Raw genomic sequence first — 18,491 nt, forward strand, 5'->3', positions numbered from 1 at the left:
CCCGGGGAGGTTCCGCCAGCACCGCAGGATTGATATGGCAAATAATTTCGCCGACCTGTTCGAACACTCCGTCGACGCCATGCCCGACCGGATCGCCCTCGTCGAACAGGGCCGGCGCATCACCTACCGCGAACTGGACGAGCGAGCCAACCGGCTCGCCCACCATCTCGCATCGGTGGGCGTCGGACGCGGAACCCACGTCGGGTTCCAGATGCACAACAGCATCGATACGATGCAGACGCTGATCGCCTGCTTCAAACTGGCGGCGGCCCCGGTGAACATCAACTTCCGGTACGGGCCGGACGAACTCGCCTACCTCTATGACAACGCCGACCTCGAGCACCTCGTCTACCACGCCTGCTACGGGGAGGCGGTGCGCGCGGCGGCGCAGCGGTCACCGCGGCTGAAATACCTGCTGTGCGCGGCCGACGACCGGACCGCGGCGGATACGGAAGTGGACTGCCTGGCCGAGGTCACCGACGCCGCCCCCGCGACCCGCCCCGACATCACCCGCACCGCCGATGACCGGTTCATCATGTACACCGGTGGCACCACCGGGATGCCCAAGGGTGTGCTGTGGCGGCAAGAGGATATGTGGCGGGTCCTCGGCGGCGGAATCGACTTCTACAGCAACGAGCCCGTCGCCGACGAATACCAGCAGTCCCGTACCGGCGCGGCCGGGGAGCCCTCCACCTGGCTGATCCTGCCGCCGCTGATGCATCTGGCGGCGATGATGCCCACGTTCATCGCGCTGTGGTCCGGGAACTGCGTGATCTTCGAACCCCGCTTCGATCCGGCCGCCGTCTGGCAGACGGTGGCCGCAGAGCGGCCCGGAGTCATGGTGATCACCGGCGACGCCATGGCCCGGCCGCTGATCGACTCCTACCGCGCCGCACCGGTCGACAGCACCGGCCTGTTCATGATCGCCTCCGGTGCGGCGTTGCTCACCCAGGCCACGAAAAACGATCTCCTCGATCTCATCCCGAACCTGTTCGTCTCCGATTCCATCGGCTCCTCCGAAACCGGTTTCGGCGGGATCGGATTCGCTCAACGCGATACCGACCCGTCCCGTAAACCCCGCGTCTCGATCGGTCGCGGCGCGGTGGTCGTCGACGACGACGGCCGGCCCGTACAGCCCGGCGACCAGGGCTGGCTGGCGAAAACCGGAGCGGTGCCGCTGGGCTACTACAAGGACGAGGCCAAGACCGCGAAACTGTTCAAAACGGTCGACGGTGAACGGATCGTCATCACCGACGATCGGGCCATTCTGGAAGACGACGGCACGATCAGCTTGATCGGCCGCGGCAATATGGTCATCAACACCGGCGGGGAGAAGGTGTTCGCCGAAGAGGTGGAGGGCGTGGTGAAAGCCCATCCCGCCGTCTACGACGCGACCGTGATCGGAGTCGACCATCCACGCTGGGGTCAGCAGGTGGCCGCTGTGGTGAGCCTGTCGGCCGACGCGGGCGGCACGCTGGACCTGCCCGATCTACAGGCCCATGTCCGCGGTCATCTCGCCGGATACAAGGTGCCACGGGCAATCTGGGTCACCGAGACGGTGACCCGCTCCCCCAGCGGGAAGCCCGACTACACGTGGGCCCGGAAGTACGCGGCGGGGCACGCGCCCGACTACCGCGCCGATCGAGAGTAGGCAGCACCGGACTCACGCCGTGCCCGCCGACAGTTCACGACTCCGATTCCGGCCCGCGGCCGAATCGCTACCCCCGGCCGAACACCTATGAGGAGCCACTGCGCCGGCCATCGCAGAACATGGGACCGCGCTCTGCGATGGGTGGCCGCGGTCGAGCCCGAGGTGGCCGGCCAGGGAGAGGAGCGTGGGCCGGAGTCCGGCCATCCGCCCGCCGGCGGGCGCAACGAGACCGCGGCACACCGCACCCGGCTACCGCTCGGGCCCCGGCTGCGGGGCGGCTGATGCGCCGGCCCGTAGGAGTTGCTGGGCGAGCGTGCGGCAGCGAACCGCCAGTTCCGGCGGGTCGAGCACCTCGAATTCGTGTCCCAGCAACAGTACGTGCGCGAGTACGCGATCGAGATCACCGGCGCCGCTGAGCAGTTCGCAGTGGTCGTCGCCTCGTGGCCGTATCACGGCTGCCGCCACCGGAACCTGTTCGCGGACGGTTTCTGCCGGTGCACGGACGAGGAACCGCGCACTGTGCGGATAGGCCCGGCTCGCCACGCCCTCCTGCACGTAAGTGGCCGCGGCAGGGGCGGGGCGCGGACGGAAACGCCAGGTGCGGGCGGCTACCGCGGTCATCCGGTCGACGCGGAAAGTGCGCCAGTCGTCGCGATCGAGGTCGTAGGCCAGCAGGTACCAGCGCCGGTCCGATGCCACCAGGCGGTACGGTTCGACCCGGCGGCGTTGTTTCCCGCCGGCGGCGGGATAGTCGAAACCTGCCTCCACCTCGTCGCGGCAGGTCCGGGCGAGTGTCATCAGCGCTTCGGCATCGACCGGTGGGCGGCCGCTGCCGAAGGACTCCACCGAACCGGCCAGGGTGCGCACCTCGTGCCGCAACCGGGTAGGTAGTACCCGGTCGATTTTGGTCAGCGCCCGCAACGCAGCATCGCCGGTGCTCGCGCCGCCCGCCCCCACGAGCAGTGATACCGCGGTGGCGATCGCTTCCTCGTCGTCGAGCAGCAGCGGCGGCAGATCCTGTCCCGGGCCGAGCCGATACCCGCCGCCGACGCCCTGACCGGCGTATACCGGGTACCCGAGCGCGCGCAGCCGCTCGATATCGCGCCGGATCGTGCGCGAGGTGACCCGCAGCCGGTCGGCGAGTTCGGGGCCCGTCCACACTCGGCGCTGCTGCAACAACCCGAGCAGGGTGAGCACTCGTTCGGTGGTACCCCGTTCGTCACTCTCTGTCACACAGTCCAGCCTTTCAGATATAGCGGACCGATCCTGTCCGCCATGGGTGCCAGGGTGGCGTTATGGGGCACCGACACACTCGACTGGAATCGCAGCTTGCGTGAGCAGGTCGAATTCCACTGGAAGCATCAGTTGCGCGACCGGCTCCGGGACCTCACCGATGACGAGTACTTCTGGTCGCCGGTGCCGGAGGCCTGGAGCGTACGGCCGCGTGGCACCTCGTCCGCGCCGATTCAGGCCGGCATCGGGGAATTCACCATCGACTACGGATTCCCGGAACCGGACCCCGCACCGTTCACCACCATCGCCTGGCGACTCGGGCATGTCATCGTCGGCGTGCTCGCCGCCCGGAACGCGGCACATTTCGGCGCGCCCGCCGCGTCCTACGACTCCTGGACCTACGTCGGCGACGCGAGAACGGCGTTCGAGCAGCTCGACACCCAGCTGGGTATCTGGCTGGACGGAGTGCGGGGCCTCCGTAACGCGGCGCCGGCCGTACCGGTCGGCCCGAAGGAGCCCTACCCGGACGCCCCCATGGCCGATCTGGTGCTACATATTCACCGGGAACTGATTCACCATCTGTCCGAAGTCTGCCTGCTGCACGACCTCTTCCTGCACACCCACGCCACGAACGGAGAACCACGATGAGCCGCGATATGCAGATCACTTTCGACGCCCACGATCCACGGGCACTGTCGACCTTCTGGCGTGATGTCCTGGGCTATGTGCATCCCGGCCCGCCGGGAGTCCGGTTGCCCGAAGGCGCCGATCCGCTGGCCGCGTGGGACGAGTTCCTCGCCGGGATCGGCGTGCCGCCCGAACAGCGCAATACGCGCTCGGCCATCGAGGATCCGGACGGCCGCGGTCCGCGGGTGTTCTTCCAGCAGGTACCGGAAGACAAGGTGGCCAAGAACCGGGTACATCTCGATATCCGGGCAGCTCCGGGGTTGCAGGGTGAGGAACGGATGGCCGCGCTGGAAGCCGAATGCGAGCGACTGGTCGCCTTGGGCGCGGCGCGGGTGCGGCGCTTCGAACCGAACCCGCCGATGGAGGCCGGTTTCATCGTGATGACCGATCCCGAGGGCAACGAGTTCTGCCTGGACTGATCAGGGCATCAGCAGGCCGCCCGGGCAGGCGACGCCCGGACACGGCACCGCGTAGTCGCGATCGGATCGGCGGTGCCGAGGCGAGATCGGCGCCTGCTCTCCCGAACATCCAGCCATGCGCCGCCGCAGCCGGATTCACGGCACCGCTAGGTTGTCGGCGTGCTGGTCACGACCGCGTGGACGAGCCCGCGGGCTCGCCGGCGGACGGGGCGATCCGTTCGAGGATGCGCAGCGAGCTGGTGGCCGAGACCTCGCGGAATTCGCCGCTGTCGAGGGCTCGGCGGTAGATGCCGTAGGGCGCTTGCCCGCCGTCGGCGGGGTCGGGAAAAACATCGTGGATGGCCAGGCCGCCGCCGGGGACGACCCATTTCGCCCAGCCGCGGTAGTCGCGGTCGGCGGCTTCCTCGGTGTGCCCGCCGTCGATGAACAGGAATTCGATCGGGGTACGCCAGCTCGGTGCGACGCGCGCCGAGGCACCGACGATCGCGAGGACGGTATCGCTCAGCCCCGCGGTATCGATGGTGTGCCGGAAGCGGGGCAGGGTGTCGAAACGGCCGGTCACCGGGTCCACCAGTGAAGTGTCGTGGTATTCCCAGCCGGGCTGGTGTTCTTCGGAGCCGTGGTGGTGGTCGACGGTGAACACCACCCCACCGCGGGCGCGGGCGGCGGCACCCAGCAGGATCGCGGATTTACCGCAATAGGTGCCGATTTCGGTGATCACCCCGCCGCGGCAGTAGTGCACCGCGGCGGCGTGCAGGGCCCGGCCCTCGTCCTCCGGCATGAATCCGGTGGCACGGCGGGCATGGTCGAACAGCTGCTCGTCGGTCAGCGGTGCGGTGGGGGCTGGGGCAGTCATCGCAGGTTGGTCTCTCTTCGGCGAACTCGTCCGGCATGGGCGGTGACCGACACTACTCGTCCCGCCGGCCGGGGAGTCGGTTGATCCGGTACCGCACCGACACTACTATCTAGACACATGTCCGAAGGCGATTCCAGAATTCTCGAGGCCACCCGGCGCCGGCTGAGCGGAAAGCAGGCGGACACTGTCGACAAGCTCACCAGAGCAGCTATGGAAGTGCTCGCGCGGGAAGGTTTCGCAGGACTCACCATCAGAATGGTCGCCGGCGCCGCCGGTGTGGGCACCGCCACCGCCTACACCTACTTCTCCTCGAAGGAACACCTGGTCGCAGAGATCTTCTGGCGCCGGCTGCGGGCCTCCGAAACACCGGTCAGCGAAGACGCCGACCCCACGGTGCGGGTACTGGCCGAACTGCGCGGGATCGCGCTGCTGGTGGCCGACGAACAGGAGTTGTCGGGGGCGGTGACCAGCGCGCTACTCGGCCGCGACCCGGACGTCCAGCATCTACGCACCCGCATCGGAGTGGAGATCCGCCACCGTCTCACCCGCGCGCTGGAACCGGAAACCGATCCGGACACCGTGGAATCGCTGGAATTGCTGTACGCAGGGGCACTGGTCCGCGCCGGAATGGGATACGAGTCGTACGCCGATATCGCCGACCGGCTGGAGCGTGCCGCCTTGCTCGTCCTGAAATAACCCGGGCCGCCGGCGCGTGCCGTCGGTTTCCGGCCGATACCGGGTCCGCCCGGCCCCGATCAGTCCTGTGTGGCGGGCCGGTGATGGGAGTAGACGAGCCGGGCGTACTCACTCAGCAACTGTTCCAGCCGGACATCCTGCCCGGAAGCGACCATCTGCTGATACCCGATCAGCATGGCCATCCCCAATTCGGTGTCCACCGCGGCGATCTCCTCGTCACCGACCACACCGGAGATGGTCCGGCGGACGGTACGCCGGCGGGATTCGTCGACCCGTTTGAGCGCCACCGCCACCGATTCGTCGTTCGCCGCCCACGCCCGGATCGCCGCCTCCGCCCGATGATGCAGGCCCAGCGTCAGATCCGACAGCGCCCCGATCGCCGAATCGGGAGTGGCGGGATCGAATCGCAGCGACCGCAGGATCAGCACCTGCCGGTTTTCCCAATGTTCCAGTAGCGCATCCACATACGTCTGCCAGCTACCGAAATGATGGTAGAAGGAACCGCTGGTCACCCCCAGCCGGCGGCACAGCACACCGATATTGAGATGCCGGAACCCGAGGTCGGACAGCACCTCCAGGCCGGTGTCGAAATAGTTGTCCTTACTGACGATACGAGACATACGGCGCCGATCTGCTCGGGGAACGGAGGGGATCTCGAGCACCGAACAGTACCGTATGGCCCGATCGCGGAGAGGGCCGGTTGTGAGGGTTCACCGGCCCCGGGGACGGCCGAAGGGGCCGTGCCCGAACCGACATGAGCGAACCCTCGCCGGGCCGCGGGTAGGAATCGGCACCGACGCCGGCCGGGGCCCGGTGGTGACGATCGCCTGCGCTCCGGCCGTCGCGTCCTTGCGCAGTTCGATAGCCGAATTCGTGCACCCCGGTGTGAGACCGCGGCCCGGTCAGCGCAACCGCACACCCAGCAGGGCGTCGACGGCGGTGGCGATCTCGGCGCCGGCGGCGGTATCGGTCCCGCCGTAGTCCAGGGTGTCGCGCACCCAGGCGTCGATCGCGGCCAGGGCACGCGGAGTATCGAGATCGTCCGCCAGATGCGTGCGTACCCGGGCAACGGCATCTGCCGCCGCCGGCGCTGCCGGGGCGATCACCGCCTGCCGCCAGCGATCCAGCCGCGCCTGCGCCTCGGTGAGGACCTCGTCGGTCCACATCCGGTCGGCGCGATAGTGGCCGGCGAACAAGCCCAGCCGGATCGCGCCGGGATCCACTCCGGCGGCCCGCAGCTTCGATACGAGCACCAGATTGCCCTTGGACTTCGACATCTTCTCCCCGTCCAAGCCGATCATCCCGGTATGCACGTAGTGGCGGGCGAATCGGCGGCCGGCCACCAGCGCCTCACCGTGCGCCGCGGAATACTCGTGATGGGGGTAGATCAGATCGCTGCCGCCGCCCTGGATATCGAATTCGGTGCCGAGCCGGTTCACCGCGATGGCGGCGCATTCGATATGCCAGCCGGGCCGCCCCGGGCCGAACGGTGACGGCCACGCCGGTTCGCCGGGGCGTTCGGCCCGCCACAGCAGCGCATCGAGTGGATCGCGTTTACCGGGGCGATCCGGGTCACCGCCGCGTTCGGCGAACAGCCGCGCCATGGTCTCGCGGTCGTAGCCCGATTCGTAGCCGAACTGTTCGGTGGCATCAATGCGGAAGTAGATATCCGGGAACTCGGTGTCCTCGACGGTGTAGGCGGCGCCCGCGGCCAGCAGCTTGCGCACCAGCTCGATCACCTCGTCCACCGATTCGATCGCCCCCACGTAGTCGCGCGGCGGCAGTACCCGCAGCGCGGCCATATCGGCACGGAACAGTTCGATCTCCCCGGTGCCCAGATCCCGCCAGTCCACACCGTCGCGGGCCGCGCGCTCGAACAGCGGATCGTCGACATCGGTGACGTTCTGCACGTAGTGCACATCGTGCCCGTTGTCGCGCAGCACCCGGTTCACCACGTCGAAGGTGAGATAGGTGGCGGCGTGACCGAGGTGCGTGGCGTCGTAGGGGGTGATACCGCAGACGTACATGGTGGCCGTCGCCCCCGGGGTCACCGGGCGGGTACAGGAGTCGGCGGTGTCGTGCAGGCGTAAGGGGGGCCCTGCTCCGGGGACCGCGGGAATCGGGGTATCGGACCAGGACTGCATACCTTCGAGAGTAGAGGTCGGTAACGGCCGGGTACCGACCACCCCGCCACCGCGGCCCGGGTCACGGGCCGGGGCGGCACGCGGACCTGCACGGAACCCGCGGATCGGGGAAAACAAGCATTGCCCTCGACGGGAATGAATCATCCGATGAGCCGGGCTGGTGGAGCCGTCAGAATGCCGGCCACGGAATGGGGCGGGAAGTGACCGGTAACGGCATCACCGGATCGTCGAGCAGCCGTTTGGCGCGGCGTAGCACGGCGTCTATCTCGGGATCGGTGAGATGTTCGGCCAGCCCGTCGGCGAGCTCGCCGGGCAGGGCGTCGGTGAAGGCGGTGATATCGGCGAGCAGATCCGCCGGAACGGGTTCACCGGCCCAGCCCCACAGCACGGTGCGCAGTTTGTTCTCCTGGTGCAGGCAGATCCCGTGATCGACGCCGTACACCTCGCCGTCCAGGCCCTCCAGCGCGTGTCCGCCCTTGCGGTCGGCGTTGTTCAACAGCACATCCAGCACCGCCATCCGCTGTAACCGCGGGTCGTCGGCGTGTACCAGCGAGACCTCGTCACCGGCGCCGTCGTAGGCCCGCAGGATCTCCCGGTAACCGTCCGGAACCAGCCCGGGCGGGCACAGATCCACCAGATCCAGGCGGGTGCTGCCGGGGGTACCGGGCTCGCGGGTGCTGATCCAGCGCTGCACCATTCCCGGACCGTACGGCCCGTCCCGCAGCACCGTCTCCGGGACCACGGGCCAGCCCAGCGCGGTGCAGATCAGATACGACGCCACCTCCCGGCCGGCCAGGGTGCCGTCGGGGAAATCCCACAGCGGTTGCTCCCCGCGCACGGGCTTGTACACCACTCGCACAGCACCGTCACCGGTCGCGAGATCGCACACCAGGGTCACGTTACTGGCGACACTCACCCGGCCCAGAACCGTCAGCTCACCGGTGGACAGCGTGTCCCCGGCCACCATCATTCCTCCAGATCGTTCGCGCCGAACAGTTCGCCGCGCTTGTACCCGTTGGTGCGCACGCACATATGCCCGCGCGCCGACAGTGGCTCCCCGCACAGCGGGCACGGCGGCCGCCCGGCGGCGATCACCCGCGTGGACCGCAGCGCGAACTCCCGCGCCTGGTCCGGGGTGAGGAATACCCGCACCGCGTCGGGCCCCTCCTCGGTGTCGTCGAGGACCACCGATTCGTCCACCTCGGTTTCGGTGATCGCCAGCAACTCCACCACCACGGCACCCGCGTCGGCATCCCAGCCCAGCCCCATGGTGCCGACACGGAATTCGGCGTCGATCGGGGTCACCAGCGGGTCGTTGTCGTTGACCTGCTCGGCCTGCGGCGGCACCTCCTCACCGAACCGGCGCGCCACCTCGTCCAGCAGCAGACCCATCCGGTCGGCGAGCACCTTCACCTGCTGCTTCTCCAGCAGCACACTCACCACCCTGGGTTCCTCCACCGCCTGCAGGTAGAACGCGCGATCGCCCGGCTCACCGACAGTTCCGGCGACGAAACGTTCGGGGGTGCGGAATACATGGATTGCTCGTGACACATGCACCTCCTGATACGTGACCCTGTTCGGCTGCGGTGCTCCGCCGCGCCGTTTCCCGGCGCACCCGCCGAGCCGCCCGACGCCGCCGAGAGGTGGCGCATCCGCCGGTATCGGGCATACCCATTATCCGTCTTTCCTTCCCGCGCCGATCTCACCGCCGGGCACCGGGCCCGAAGCCCCGGATTCGGGGGCCGGTGACGGCGCCAGACCGGAAAGGTCCGAACCGGTGTCGTTCATCCGGGTGACGAACGGCGCGGTCCGGGTGTAGCGGACAACGCTGAGCGAGGCGGGTTCCACCATGATCCGCTGGAATCCGTCGAGATGGATTCCCAGCGCATCGGCCAGAACCGCCTTGATGACATCGCCGTGAGTGCAGGCCACCCACAGCCGGTCCCCGTCGTGCAACTCCGCCAGGGCGCGATCGTGTTCCCGGATGGCCGATACCGCCCGGGCCTGCACCTGCGCCAGCCCTTCTCCACCGGGGAACACCGCCGCCGACGCATGCCGCTGCACGACCTGCCACAGCGGTTCGGCCAGCAGGTCTTTGATCTTGCGACCGGTCCATTCGCCGTAATCCACCTCGGCGAGCCGGTCGTCGACGACCGGTTCCAGTTCCAGATCGGCGGCCAGCGGCGATACCGTGCGCTGACAGCGCAGCATCGGTGAGGTCACGATCCGGGTGATCGGCAGGCTCGCGAGCCGCGCCGCGACCCCGCGCGCCTGTCCGCCACCGCGGTCGGTGAGTTCCACCCCCGGACTGCGCCCGGCGAGGGTCCCTCCGGTATTGGATGTCGACAGGCCGTGTCGCAACAGGATCACCGTCATGTTGCCAGCCTAACGGCGGCCGCGGCGCGGCGATGCCCGATGAACCCGCCCCGCGCCATCTCCCGTCCCGGCTCGCTCACGTCGCCGACACGACACCGGCGGCGAGCAAACCGATGATCACGAAACCCAGCACGATCCGGTACCCGACGAACCAGTAGAACGAATGCCGCTCCACGAAGCGCAGCAGCCACGCGATCGAGGCGTACCCGACCATGAACGAAACCAGTGTGGCCACCAGCAGTTGCGGGCCGGAGGCGTTCAGCCCCTCACCGGCCGGCTCGAAAGCGTCCGGTAGACTGAACAGACCCGACGCGGTGACCGCGGGAATCGCCAGCAGGAACGAGAACCGCACCGCAGCCTCGCGTTTCAGACCGAGGAACAGGCCCGCGCTGGAGGTGGCGCCGGAACGCGAAACACCGGGAATCAACGCCAGGCACTGCGCCAAACCCATCACCACGCCGTCACGGGTGGTGAGCTGTTCCATCGGGCGCTCTTTGCGGCCGTAGTGCTCGGCCGCCGCGATCACCAGCGCGAAAACGATCAGCATGATCGCCACCAGCCACAGATTGCGTGCGCCCGTGCGGATCTGGTCCTTGAACAGGAAGCCGAGTACCCCGATCGGGATCGTGGCGATGATCACATACCAGCCCATGCGGTAGTCGAGTTCGCGCTGCGCCTCGGCCTCGGGGTCGTACCCCACGGGCCCGGAACCGGTGACGACCGGCAGCTTCGTGGTGACCTGTTCGGCGAGCGGCACTCGTTCCCGGGCGCTCAGTTTCTCGAACACGGTCGCGAACCACACCTTCACGATCCGCCAGATGTCCTTGGCGAAGAACAACAGCACCGCCGCTTCGGTACCGAGCTGGGTGACCGCGGTGAACGACGCGCCCGCGTCCTCACCGAAGAACACCGAGGACACGATCCGTAAGTGTCCCGACGACGAAACCGGCAGGAATTCCGTCAATCCCTGCACCACACCGAGTACCAACGCCTGCACCCAGGTCATCGACTCGCCGATCACACATCCTCCTGAACCACGCCGAAAACCCCGCTCTTCCTTCACTCGACGGCACCGCAGCCGCTGCACGATCCCCGGCGATCGACCGCAGCGACCCTACAGTGCCCTATCCCGGGCGCGCACGGCGACCGGGGCCCGGCGGTGTCGATTTCGCCGGCAGCGAAGTCGATATCGCCGGCGGCGGACACGCCGCGCCCACCGTTCGCCGCGGGCGGTCACCGCCCGGTCACGCTCTAGGCTGGGCGCCGTGAGGAAACGTCGAACCGTGCTGTGCCGTCTGCGCATGAGCGCCAGCCCTACTCGGTTACGCTCCGCTACCGCCTCCGGGCGCGACCCGCTCGTCCTGCGTCCTCCCGGCACGAGCGCGGGTCCTGCGTGGATACGCTCCGCCACCATCTCCCGGCCCCGCCCGATCGTGCCGGCTCCGCTGGGCCCGGGGCCCCGGTGATGGAACAGCGCACCGTCGGCCGCAGCGGGCTGCGGGTCTCCCGGATCGGGCTGGCCACCCATACCTGGGGCAGCCGCACCGATGCCGAGACCGCCGCCGCGCAATTGATCGCGTTCACCGAAGCGGGCGGCACCCTCGTCGACACCTCCCCCGCCTACGGCGGCGGCGCCGCACAGCGGATCCTTGCCGACCTCCTCGGCGACCTGGTGTCCCGCGACGACCTCGTCCTGTGCGCGGGCGCGGGTCAAGTGCCCTATCTACCGGCTGTCCCCGCCGGAAGCGAACCGCCGATGCCGGAGCAGGCGCGGATCACCGTCGACTGCTCACGCCGCACCCTGCTGCGCCAACTCGACCGCACCCTGCTCGAACTCGGTACCGATCACCTCGACCTGTGGCAGGTCACCGCCTGGGATCCCGCCACACCGCTCGACGAGATCGCCGACACCCTGCAGTACGCGGTCCGTTCCGGCCGCGTCCGCTACGCGGGGGTCCGCGGATTCACCGCATGGCAACTGGCGAGCTTGGCCGCCCGCACTCCCGTCACCGCCGTACAGACGCCGTATTCGCTGCTCACCCGCGGCGCCGAGGACGATACGGTACCGGCCGCCACCCACCACGGCGCGGGAATCGTCGCCACCGCGCCACTGGCCGCCGGAATACTCACCGGCAAATACCGCGACGGGGTACCCGCGGATTCCCGCGCCGCCGACGAAGCCACCGCCGCGGAGATCCGCGGCCGCCTCGACGACGATCGCGCCACCGCCGTGGTCGATGCCCTCGTCACCGCCGCCGACGGGCTGGCGACCTCACCGTTGGCGGTCGCGCTGGCCTGGGTGCGTGACCGGCCCGGAGTGGCGAGCATGTTCGTCGGCGCCCGCGATATGGGCCAGCTCACCGGAGTGCTGGCCGCCGAAACACTGGAACTGCCGCGCGCGATCGCCGCCGCCCTCGACGATGTGAGCTCCACCCCGTAGCCGGGGGCGGGGGCGATCACCACACCGCGGCACGGATTAGCCTTGCCTACATGAGCGAGTCGGGTCCGGAGGCGGCAGCGGAACGTAACCACGGAGGGACCGCGCTCGTGCGCACCAGACGCACCCCGGGCCCGGCGCGCACCCGCCCGCGAAGGGTGCGGGCGCTACTGACCGGCCTCGCCGCCGGACTGCTCGTGCTCACCGCCGCCTGCGGTGGCACCGAACCGGCCGCAACGACCGGACAGCAGGGACCGGCCACCGCGGTCCTGGACAACCTGGACCCGGTACCGCTCACCCCGCCCCCGGTTCCCGCGTTACCCGCGACCGTCCGGTCCTTCGACGGCGCCGAGGTCACGGTCACCGACGCGAGCCGGATCGTGGCCGCCGACCGGTACGGCACGCTCGCCCAGATCGTGTACGCACTCGGGCTCGGCGACAACCTGGTCGGCCGCAGCACTGCCGCCTCGTTCCCCGCGGTGGCGGATCTGCCGAACGTCACCGGCGGCAACGGCGCGTTGAATGTCGAGTCGATCCTCGCGCTGCGGCCCAGCGTCTTCCTCACCGATACCACCAGCGCTTCGTCCGCCGTACGCGAACAGCTGCGTGCGACCGGGGTCACCGTCGTCTACTTCGACCCCGAGCGCACCATGGAGGGGGTCGTCCCGCAGATCGAGGCCGTCGCCGGCGCCCTCGGTGTCCCCGAGCGCGGACAGCAGCTCGCGCAACGCACCCAGGACGAGATAGCCGCCGCATCGGCCGCGGTGCCCGCCCAGGACCCGCCGCTGCGGATCGCGTTCCTGTACCTGCGTTCCAGTGCCATCACGATGCTGGCCGGGCCCGGGTCCGGCGCGGACGCGCTCATCGCCGCGCTCGGTGCGCGCGACGCCGGAGTCGAATCCGGGGTGAGCGAACCGTTCACGGCGATCACCAGCGAGGCGATGATCGCCGCGGCGCCCGATGTACTGCTGGTCATGACCGACGGAATGCAATCGATCGGCGGGGTGGACGGTATCTCGCAGATACCCGGTATCGCGCAGACACCCGCGGGCCGCAACAAACGGATCGTCGATATGTCGGATTCGGTGCTGCTGTCCTTCGGTCCGAACACCGGTCGCGTCATCACCGCCCTGTCCGACGCCATCTATGGTCACCCCACCGCATGAGCGCAGCAGGTCCGCCCCCAGGGACGAAGCATTGCCACGCACAGTCCGTGGTCATCGATCGACGCGGCATAACGGTGCCGTGCCCGGAGCCGACGACGCGCGGTGACCGCGCAGAGCCCCCGGACCGGGCCGAGCACCGAAGCCCGTGCGAGGTGGCGCGGACCCGGCGCCGCGGTGTGCCGACGGGCGTACCGGCATGACCGTAGAGCTGGACAAACCGCGACAGTCCATCGCCCCGGACCTCGGTCACCATCACAGACGCCGGGCGGCGCTCGCGTTCACAGTCGCGCTTGTCGCGCTGATAGCACTGGCGGTCGTCTCCGCCGCCGTCGGGCAGGTTCCCACCGGCCCCGCCGAAGTGGCCGGCAGTATCGCCCACCGGATCGGGCTGGACTGGGGGCCGTTACCCGCCCATCCGGCCGGGGAGGTCACCCTGTGGGAGGTGCGGTTCCCGCGGGTGATGCTCGCAATCCTCGTCGGTGCCGCGCTCGCCACCGCCGGTGCGCTGCTCCAGGGCGTGTTCGCCAACCCGCTCGCCGAGCCCGGGGTGATCGGGGTGTCCTCCGGTGCCGCGGTCGGTGCCGGCGCGGTAATCGTGTTCGGGGGCGCGTTCGTCGCCGCCTGGTCGGTGGCCGCCGCGGCATTCGTCGCCGGACTGATCACCACCGTGCTGGTTTACCTACTGTCCCGGTCCGGCGGCCGCACCGAAGTGGTGACCCTGGTCCTCACCGGTGTCGCGATCAATGCCTTCGCCGGCGGGCTCATCGCCTTTCTGCTGTTCGTCGCCTCCCCCGCCGCCCGCGATCAGATCGTCTTCTGGCAGTTGGGCAGCCTCAACGGCGCCACCTGGGACGCGGTTGTGGTGGTCGCGGTACTCGCCGCGACCGGCGTCGCGGCGGCCGTCGTCGTGGCGCCGCGGCTGGACCTGCTGGCGCTCGGCGAATCCGCGGCCCGCCACCTCGGGGTGGATGTGGAGCGGCTGCGGCGCACCGTGATCGTGATCGTCGCCGTCCTCACCACCGCCGGGGTCGCGTTCACCGGCATCATCCTGTTCGTCGGACTGATCGTCCCGCATGTGGTGCGCATGATCGTCGGGCCGGGGCATCGCGCTTTGATCCCGGTCAGTGCCGTGACCGGCGCCGTCGTCCTGCTCACCGCCGATGTCGCCGCCCGTTCGCTGGTCGACAACGCCGACCTGCCGCTCGGCATGCTCACCTCGCTGATCGGCGGGCCGTTCTTCTTCTGGCTGCTGCGCCGCACCCGCGCGCGTTCGGGAGGGTGGGCATGACCGAGCCAGGGCCGGAAACGGCAGGGTCCCGCAACGGTGACGGGCGTTCATCCATCCCGCACGGACAGGGCACGGGGGACCCGGACACCGCAGCGCGCCATCACCACGGAGGACCCTCGTCCATGGCCTCTACGCACGGTACGAGCGCATCGGGCACGGAGCACACGGCACGGCATTCCCGGGCAGGGCTCCCTCATGTAGCCGGTGGGCTCGGCACGGCCGCGGGGCGGATCCCGCTGCGCCGCCGCGTCACCGGACTACTGCGGCGAGCGCACCGATTGCCCGCCCCCACCGACCCGGGCACCGTCACCCTGCATGCCCGCGGCGTCACCCTGGACCGGCACGGTGGCGGGGGCGGCACCCGCCGTGTCCTCGACAACGTCGACCTGGACGTCACCGCCGGCCAGGTTCTGGCGCTGGTCGGACCCAACGGTGCCGGTAAATCGACCCTGCTCGCCGTGCTGGCCGGAGAACTCGTCCCGGAGCAGGGCGAGGTCGAACTCGACGGCCGGCCGCTCGATCACTGGACTCCGATCGATATGGCCCGTCGCCGCGCCGTCCTCCCGCAATCCCACATCGTCGGGTTTCCGTTCACCGCGGCCGAGGTGATCGCGATGGGGCGCGCACCCTGGCAGCGCACTCCCCGAGCCGACCGGGACGATGCGGTGATCACCGGCGCCATGGCCGCGACCGACTGTGCGCATCTGGCGGGGCGGTCGTTTCCGAGCCTGTCCGGTGGTGAACGGGCCCGGGTCGCGTTGGCCCGGGTGCTGGCTCAGGACACCGCCACCCTGCTGCTCGACGAACCCACCGCGGCCCTCGATCTCGGCCATCAGGAGGCCGTGCTGACCCTGGCCGCCGACCGGGCCGCCGCCGGTGCCGCGGTGGTCGTGGTATTGCACGACCTGGCCTCTGCCGCCGCCTACGCCGACCGCGTCGCCGTCCTCGACAACGGACAGCTGGCCGCGACCGGTACACCGCGCGAGGTCCTCACCGGGGAATTGCTCAGCCGCGTCTACCGCTACCCGATCGAGGTCCTCGACCATCCGGATACCGGTGTGCAACTGGTGCTTCCGGCCCGGTCGGCGCGCACCTGACCCCTCGGCGCAGCGCCCACAGACGACCGACTGCGGAATACTGCCGATCTCCCCGGCCACACCCGACGGTGCGCCGGCGACAGCCGCACCGACCCGCATCCTCGGCCCGGCTCACACCATCTTCCGGTCACCGCTACCGGGCCGGTCCCGGCAATCTCTCGGCCCTGTCCGACCGGTGACGCCGGCCCGGCTACGTCTTCTCGGCCTGCGCCCCGGAGGCCGCCGTTTCCGGACCCACCACGACACCGGCCGCCGCGCCGGGGGATCTCGGTCGCCAGATCAACTTCAGTACCGCCGGAGTGAGCAGCATCCGGATCACCGTGGCGTCCAGGATGAGCGCCGCGATCATGCCGTAGGCGATGTATTTCATCATCACCAGTTCCGAGAAGCCGAACGCACCGGTCACCACGATCAGGATCGCGGCCGCCGAGGTGATCACACCGCCGGTGTGCGCGATCCCGTACCGGATCGACTCCGGCGGGTCGGCGCCGTTCGCCCGCGCCTCGGCGACCCGGGACAGCAGGAACACCTCGTAGTCGGTGGACAGCCCGAACACCACGGTCACGATCAGCACGAGTACCGCGAACATCAGCGGCCCGGGCGTGAAATCGAACAGTTCCGCGCCGTGGCCCTCCACGAAGATCCAGGTGAGGATGCCGAGCGTGGCGCCGAGACTCAGCGCCGACATCACGACCGCCTTCACCGCCAGGATCAGCGACCGGAACGCCGCGTACATCAACGCCACCGCAGCCGCCACCAGCAGTAGCGCCAGCAGTGGCAGACCCTCCAGCAATCCGTGGATACTGTCCCGCTCCAGCGCCGGCACCCCGGCCACCATCACCCGTACACCGTCCGGTTCCTCGATACCGCGCAGCACCGCGATCGCGGTATCGGCGGCCCGTTCGTCCACCAGTCCGGCTTCCAGCACATTGATCCCGTCCCGGGTGGGCGCCGCCGGTTCGAACGGGCCGGTCAGGCCGGGTGTCACATTCGCCTGCAAGCGGATATCGCTCAACTGCGCCGCATCCGCACCCGTCACCACCAGCCGCAGTGGTTCGGTGCGGAACCCGGGGAACAGCGCATCGAATCTCTCCTGCGCCACCCGCGCCGGATTGTCCTGTGCCAGATATTTCTCGCTCAACCCGCCGAACTCGATATGCCGGAACGGCACCATCAGCAGCAGCAGACCCAGCACCACCGGCACGATCACCGCCCACGGCCGCGCCATCGCGCGGACCGCCAGCCGCGAGAAGATGCCGCGATCGATCTCGGCCTCGGTACTTGCGCGGGCGAATCGGCGCCATTTCCACAGATCGATACGGTGGCCCACGATCGCCAGCATGGCCGGCAGCGCGGTCACCGACAGGACGGCCGCCAGGAGCACCGAACTGATTCCGCCGTAGGGTACCGATCGCAGCACGCCGTTCGGGTAGATGAACAGGGCGCCCAGGCTCACCGCGATTATCGCCGCCGAGAACATCACCGTGCGGCCGGCGGTCGCCACCGTCCGCGCTACGGCCTCCTCCACCCTGCGGTCTCTGTCCGGCGTGGACGAGGGCCCTCCGTGGTTACGCTTCGCTGCCGCCTCCGGGCCCGACTCACTCTCGCCGCCGGCGGCCAGTTCTTCCCGGAACCGGGTCACCGTGAACAGGCCGTAGTCGATCGCCAGCCCCAGGCTCACCAGGGTCACCACCGCGCCGGCGAATACGTTCACGTCGATATGCCCGGTGAGCAGCCGCATGATGCCCTGGGTGCCCAGGATCGTCATACCGCCGACGAATACCGGGAGCAGTGCCGCGACCACGCCGCCGAAGACGAAATACAGTAGCAGCGCCACCAGCGGAAGCGCGATCATCTCCGCGCGCCGGATATCGTCCTGCATGCCGGTGTTGATGCCCTCTACCACGGGTTGCAGCCCGGCCAGCTCCACGGTCGTCCCGGCCGGTCCTGCGCCGGGAGTGCCGGCTGCCAGGTCGCCGGCGATCGCCAGGTAGTTGTCGACGGTCGCCGACCCCTCCCCGTGCAGCCCGATGCTGGCGAACGCGTATGTCCGGGAGTCGTCGGCGAATTGTCCGGCCAGGGCGCTGTCCCAATAGCTGTCCATGCGCAGCACCCGGTCCGGATGGTCGCGCAGCAGACCCGCCAGCTGTCCGGTCACCGCCGCCCGCACCTGCGGATCGTCCACCGTCTTCCCCGGTGGCGCGGTGTAGAGGGCGATCACATCGCTGTCGGTATCGCGGCCGAAGGTGGCATCGGCCAATTTCGACGCCGCCACCGATTCGCTGGATTCGTCGAACCAGCCCTCCTGCGTGAGCCGATCCGCCAGATCCCGGCCGTAGAGCCCGGACAGCGCGACCACGAACAGCGAAATCACCAGCACCGCGATCCGGTGCCGGTACACGAAACGACCCCACCGTCCGTTCCCCGCCGTCAACATTTGC

Annotated in this window: 17 protein-coding genes; 8 read left to right on the plus strand and 9 right to left on the minus strand. The window is 69.3% G+C overall.

Annotated features, from left to right (window positions below):
- Window positions 1–34 precede the first annotated feature (34 nt).
- Window positions 35–1,651, plus strand: a complete 1,617-nt coding sequence (locus NFL01S_RS02770) for an acyl-CoA synthetase (protein WP_062971034.1) — start codon at window positions 35–37, stop codon at window positions 1,649–1,651.
- A gap of 249 nt (window positions 1,652–1,900) precedes the next feature.
- On the opposite strand, the gene NFL01S_RS02775 is transcribed toward NFL01S_RS02770, so the two are convergent.
- On the minus strand, window positions 1,901–2,884 hold the full coding sequence (locus NFL01S_RS02775) for a helix-turn-helix transcriptional regulator (RefSeq protein WP_062971036.1): 984 nt from the start codon (window positions 2,882–2,884) through the stop codon (window positions 1,901–1,903).
- Window positions 2,885–2,926: 42 nt separating this feature from the next.
- Between NFL01S_RS02775 and NFL01S_RS02780 the strand changes: the two genes are divergently transcribed.
- Window positions 2,927–3,532, plus strand: coding sequence for a DinB family protein (locus NFL01S_RS02780; protein ID WP_062971038.1), 606 nt, complete (start codon window positions 2,927–2,929; stop codon window positions 3,530–3,532).
- Window positions 3,529–3,990, plus strand: a complete 462-nt coding sequence (locus NFL01S_RS02785; RefSeq protein ID WP_062971040.1) for a VOC family protein — start codon at window positions 3,529–3,531, stop codon at window positions 3,988–3,990. Before NFL01S_RS02780 ends, NFL01S_RS02785 begins: the two co-directional genes overlap by 4 nt.
- 166 nt (window positions 3,991–4,156) lie before the next feature.
- On the opposite strand, the gene NFL01S_RS02790 is transcribed toward NFL01S_RS02785, so the two are convergent.
- A complete protein-coding gene (locus NFL01S_RS02790) occupies window positions 4,157–4,846 on the minus strand; it encodes a class I SAM-dependent methyltransferase (protein ID WP_157116179.1) in 690 nt (229 codons plus the stop codon).
- Between the two features lie 117 nt (window positions 4,847–4,963).
- Between NFL01S_RS02790 and NFL01S_RS02795 the strand changes: the two genes are divergently transcribed.
- Window positions 4,964–5,542: a TetR/AcrR family transcriptional regulator gene (locus NFL01S_RS02795; protein ID WP_062971042.1), complete on the plus strand. Its 579-nt coding sequence runs from the start codon at window positions 4,964–4,966 to the stop codon at window positions 5,540–5,542.
- Between the two features lie 59 nt (window positions 5,543–5,601).
- On the opposite strand, the gene NFL01S_RS02800 is transcribed toward NFL01S_RS02795, so the two are convergent.
- The 6 genes from NFL01S_RS02800 to NFL01S_RS02825 all read right to left on the minus strand — a co-directional run bounded on the left by NFL01S_RS02800 (window position 5,602) and on the right by NFL01S_RS02825 (window position 11,080).
- Complete coding sequence (locus NFL01S_RS02800) at window positions 5,602–6,162, minus strand: TetR/AcrR family transcriptional regulator (RefSeq protein WP_062971044.1); 561 nt, start codon at window positions 6,160–6,162, stop codon at window positions 5,602–5,604.
- Window positions 6,163–6,444: 282 nt separating this feature from the next.
- Window positions 6,445–7,686 (minus strand): cysteine--1-D-myo-inosityl 2-amino-2-deoxy-alpha-D-glucopyranoside ligase, encoded by a 1,242-nt coding sequence (gene mshC / locus NFL01S_RS02805; RefSeq protein ID WP_062971046.1) that lies wholly within the window; start codon window positions 7,684–7,686, stop codon window positions 6,445–6,447.
- 169 nt (window positions 7,687–7,855) lie between these two features.
- On the minus strand, window positions 7,856–8,656 hold the full coding sequence (locus NFL01S_RS02810) for an SCO1664 family protein (RefSeq protein ID WP_062971048.1): 801 nt from the start codon (window positions 8,654–8,656) through the stop codon (window positions 7,856–7,858).
- The gene (locus NFL01S_RS02815; RefSeq protein WP_033246259.1) at window positions 8,653–9,237 is read right to left on the minus strand and encodes a DUF3090 domain-containing protein; all 585 of its coding nucleotides are present in this window, start codon (window positions 9,235–9,237) and stop codon (window positions 8,653–8,655) included. The genes NFL01S_RS02810 and NFL01S_RS02815 overlap by 4 nt, the downstream gene beginning before the upstream one ends.
- Before the next feature lie 123 nt (window positions 9,238–9,360).
- Entirely contained in the window at window positions 9,361–10,062 is a 702-nt protein-coding gene (locus NFL01S_RS02820) for a histidine phosphatase family protein (RefSeq protein ID WP_062971050.1), read from the minus strand.
- A gap of 76 nt (window positions 10,063–10,138) precedes the next feature.
- Window positions 10,139–11,080 carry an undecaprenyl-diphosphate phosphatase gene (locus NFL01S_RS02825; RefSeq protein ID WP_245670502.1) on the minus strand — a complete coding sequence of 314 codons (942 nt, stop codon included), beginning with the start codon at window positions 11,078–11,080 and terminating at the stop codon, window positions 10,139–10,141.
- A gap of 447 nt (window positions 11,081–11,527) precedes the next feature.
- Between NFL01S_RS02825 and NFL01S_RS02830 the strand changes: the two genes are divergently transcribed.
- The 4 genes from NFL01S_RS02830 to NFL01S_RS02845 all read left to right on the plus strand — a co-directional run bounded on the left by NFL01S_RS02830 (window position 11,528) and on the right by NFL01S_RS02845 (window position 16,050).
- On the plus strand, window positions 11,528–12,502 hold the full coding sequence (locus NFL01S_RS02830; RefSeq protein ID WP_062971052.1) for an aldo/keto reductase: 975 nt from the start codon (window positions 11,528–11,530) through the stop codon (window positions 12,500–12,502).
- A gap of 50 nt (window positions 12,503–12,552) precedes the next feature.
- On the plus strand, window positions 12,553–13,665 hold the full coding sequence (locus tag NFL01S_RS02835) for a heme/hemin ABC transporter substrate-binding protein (protein ID WP_084492341.1): 1,113 nt from the start codon (window positions 12,553–12,555) through the stop codon (window positions 13,663–13,665).
- 196 nt (window positions 13,666–13,861) lie between these two features.
- Window positions 13,862–14,953 carry a FecCD family ABC transporter permease gene (locus NFL01S_RS02840; RefSeq protein ID WP_084492342.1) on the plus strand — a complete coding sequence of 364 codons (1,092 nt, stop codon included), beginning with the start codon at window positions 13,862–13,864 and terminating at the stop codon, window positions 14,951–14,953.
- 122 nt (window positions 14,954–15,075) lie between these two features.
- Window positions 15,076–16,050 (plus strand): heme ABC transporter ATP-binding protein, encoded by a 975-nt coding sequence (locus NFL01S_RS02845; RefSeq protein ID WP_084492343.1) that lies wholly within the window; start codon window positions 15,076–15,078, stop codon window positions 16,048–16,050.
- Between the two features lie 190 nt (window positions 16,051–16,240).
- Here the strand turns inward: NFL01S_RS02845 and NFL01S_RS02850 are convergent, their stop codons facing one another.
- The gene (locus tag NFL01S_RS02850) at window positions 16,241–18,487 is read right to left on the minus strand and encodes an MMPL family transporter (protein ID WP_084492344.1); all 2,247 of its coding nucleotides are present in this window, start codon (window positions 18,485–18,487) and stop codon (window positions 16,241–16,243) included.
- Window positions 18,488–18,491: the final 4 nt, after the last annotated feature.

The sequence above is a fragment of the Nocardia flavorosea NBRC 108225 genome (assembly GCF_001613385.1).
GTDB lineage: Bacteria > Actinomycetota > Actinomycetes > Mycobacteriales > Mycobacteriaceae > Nocardia > Nocardia flavorosea.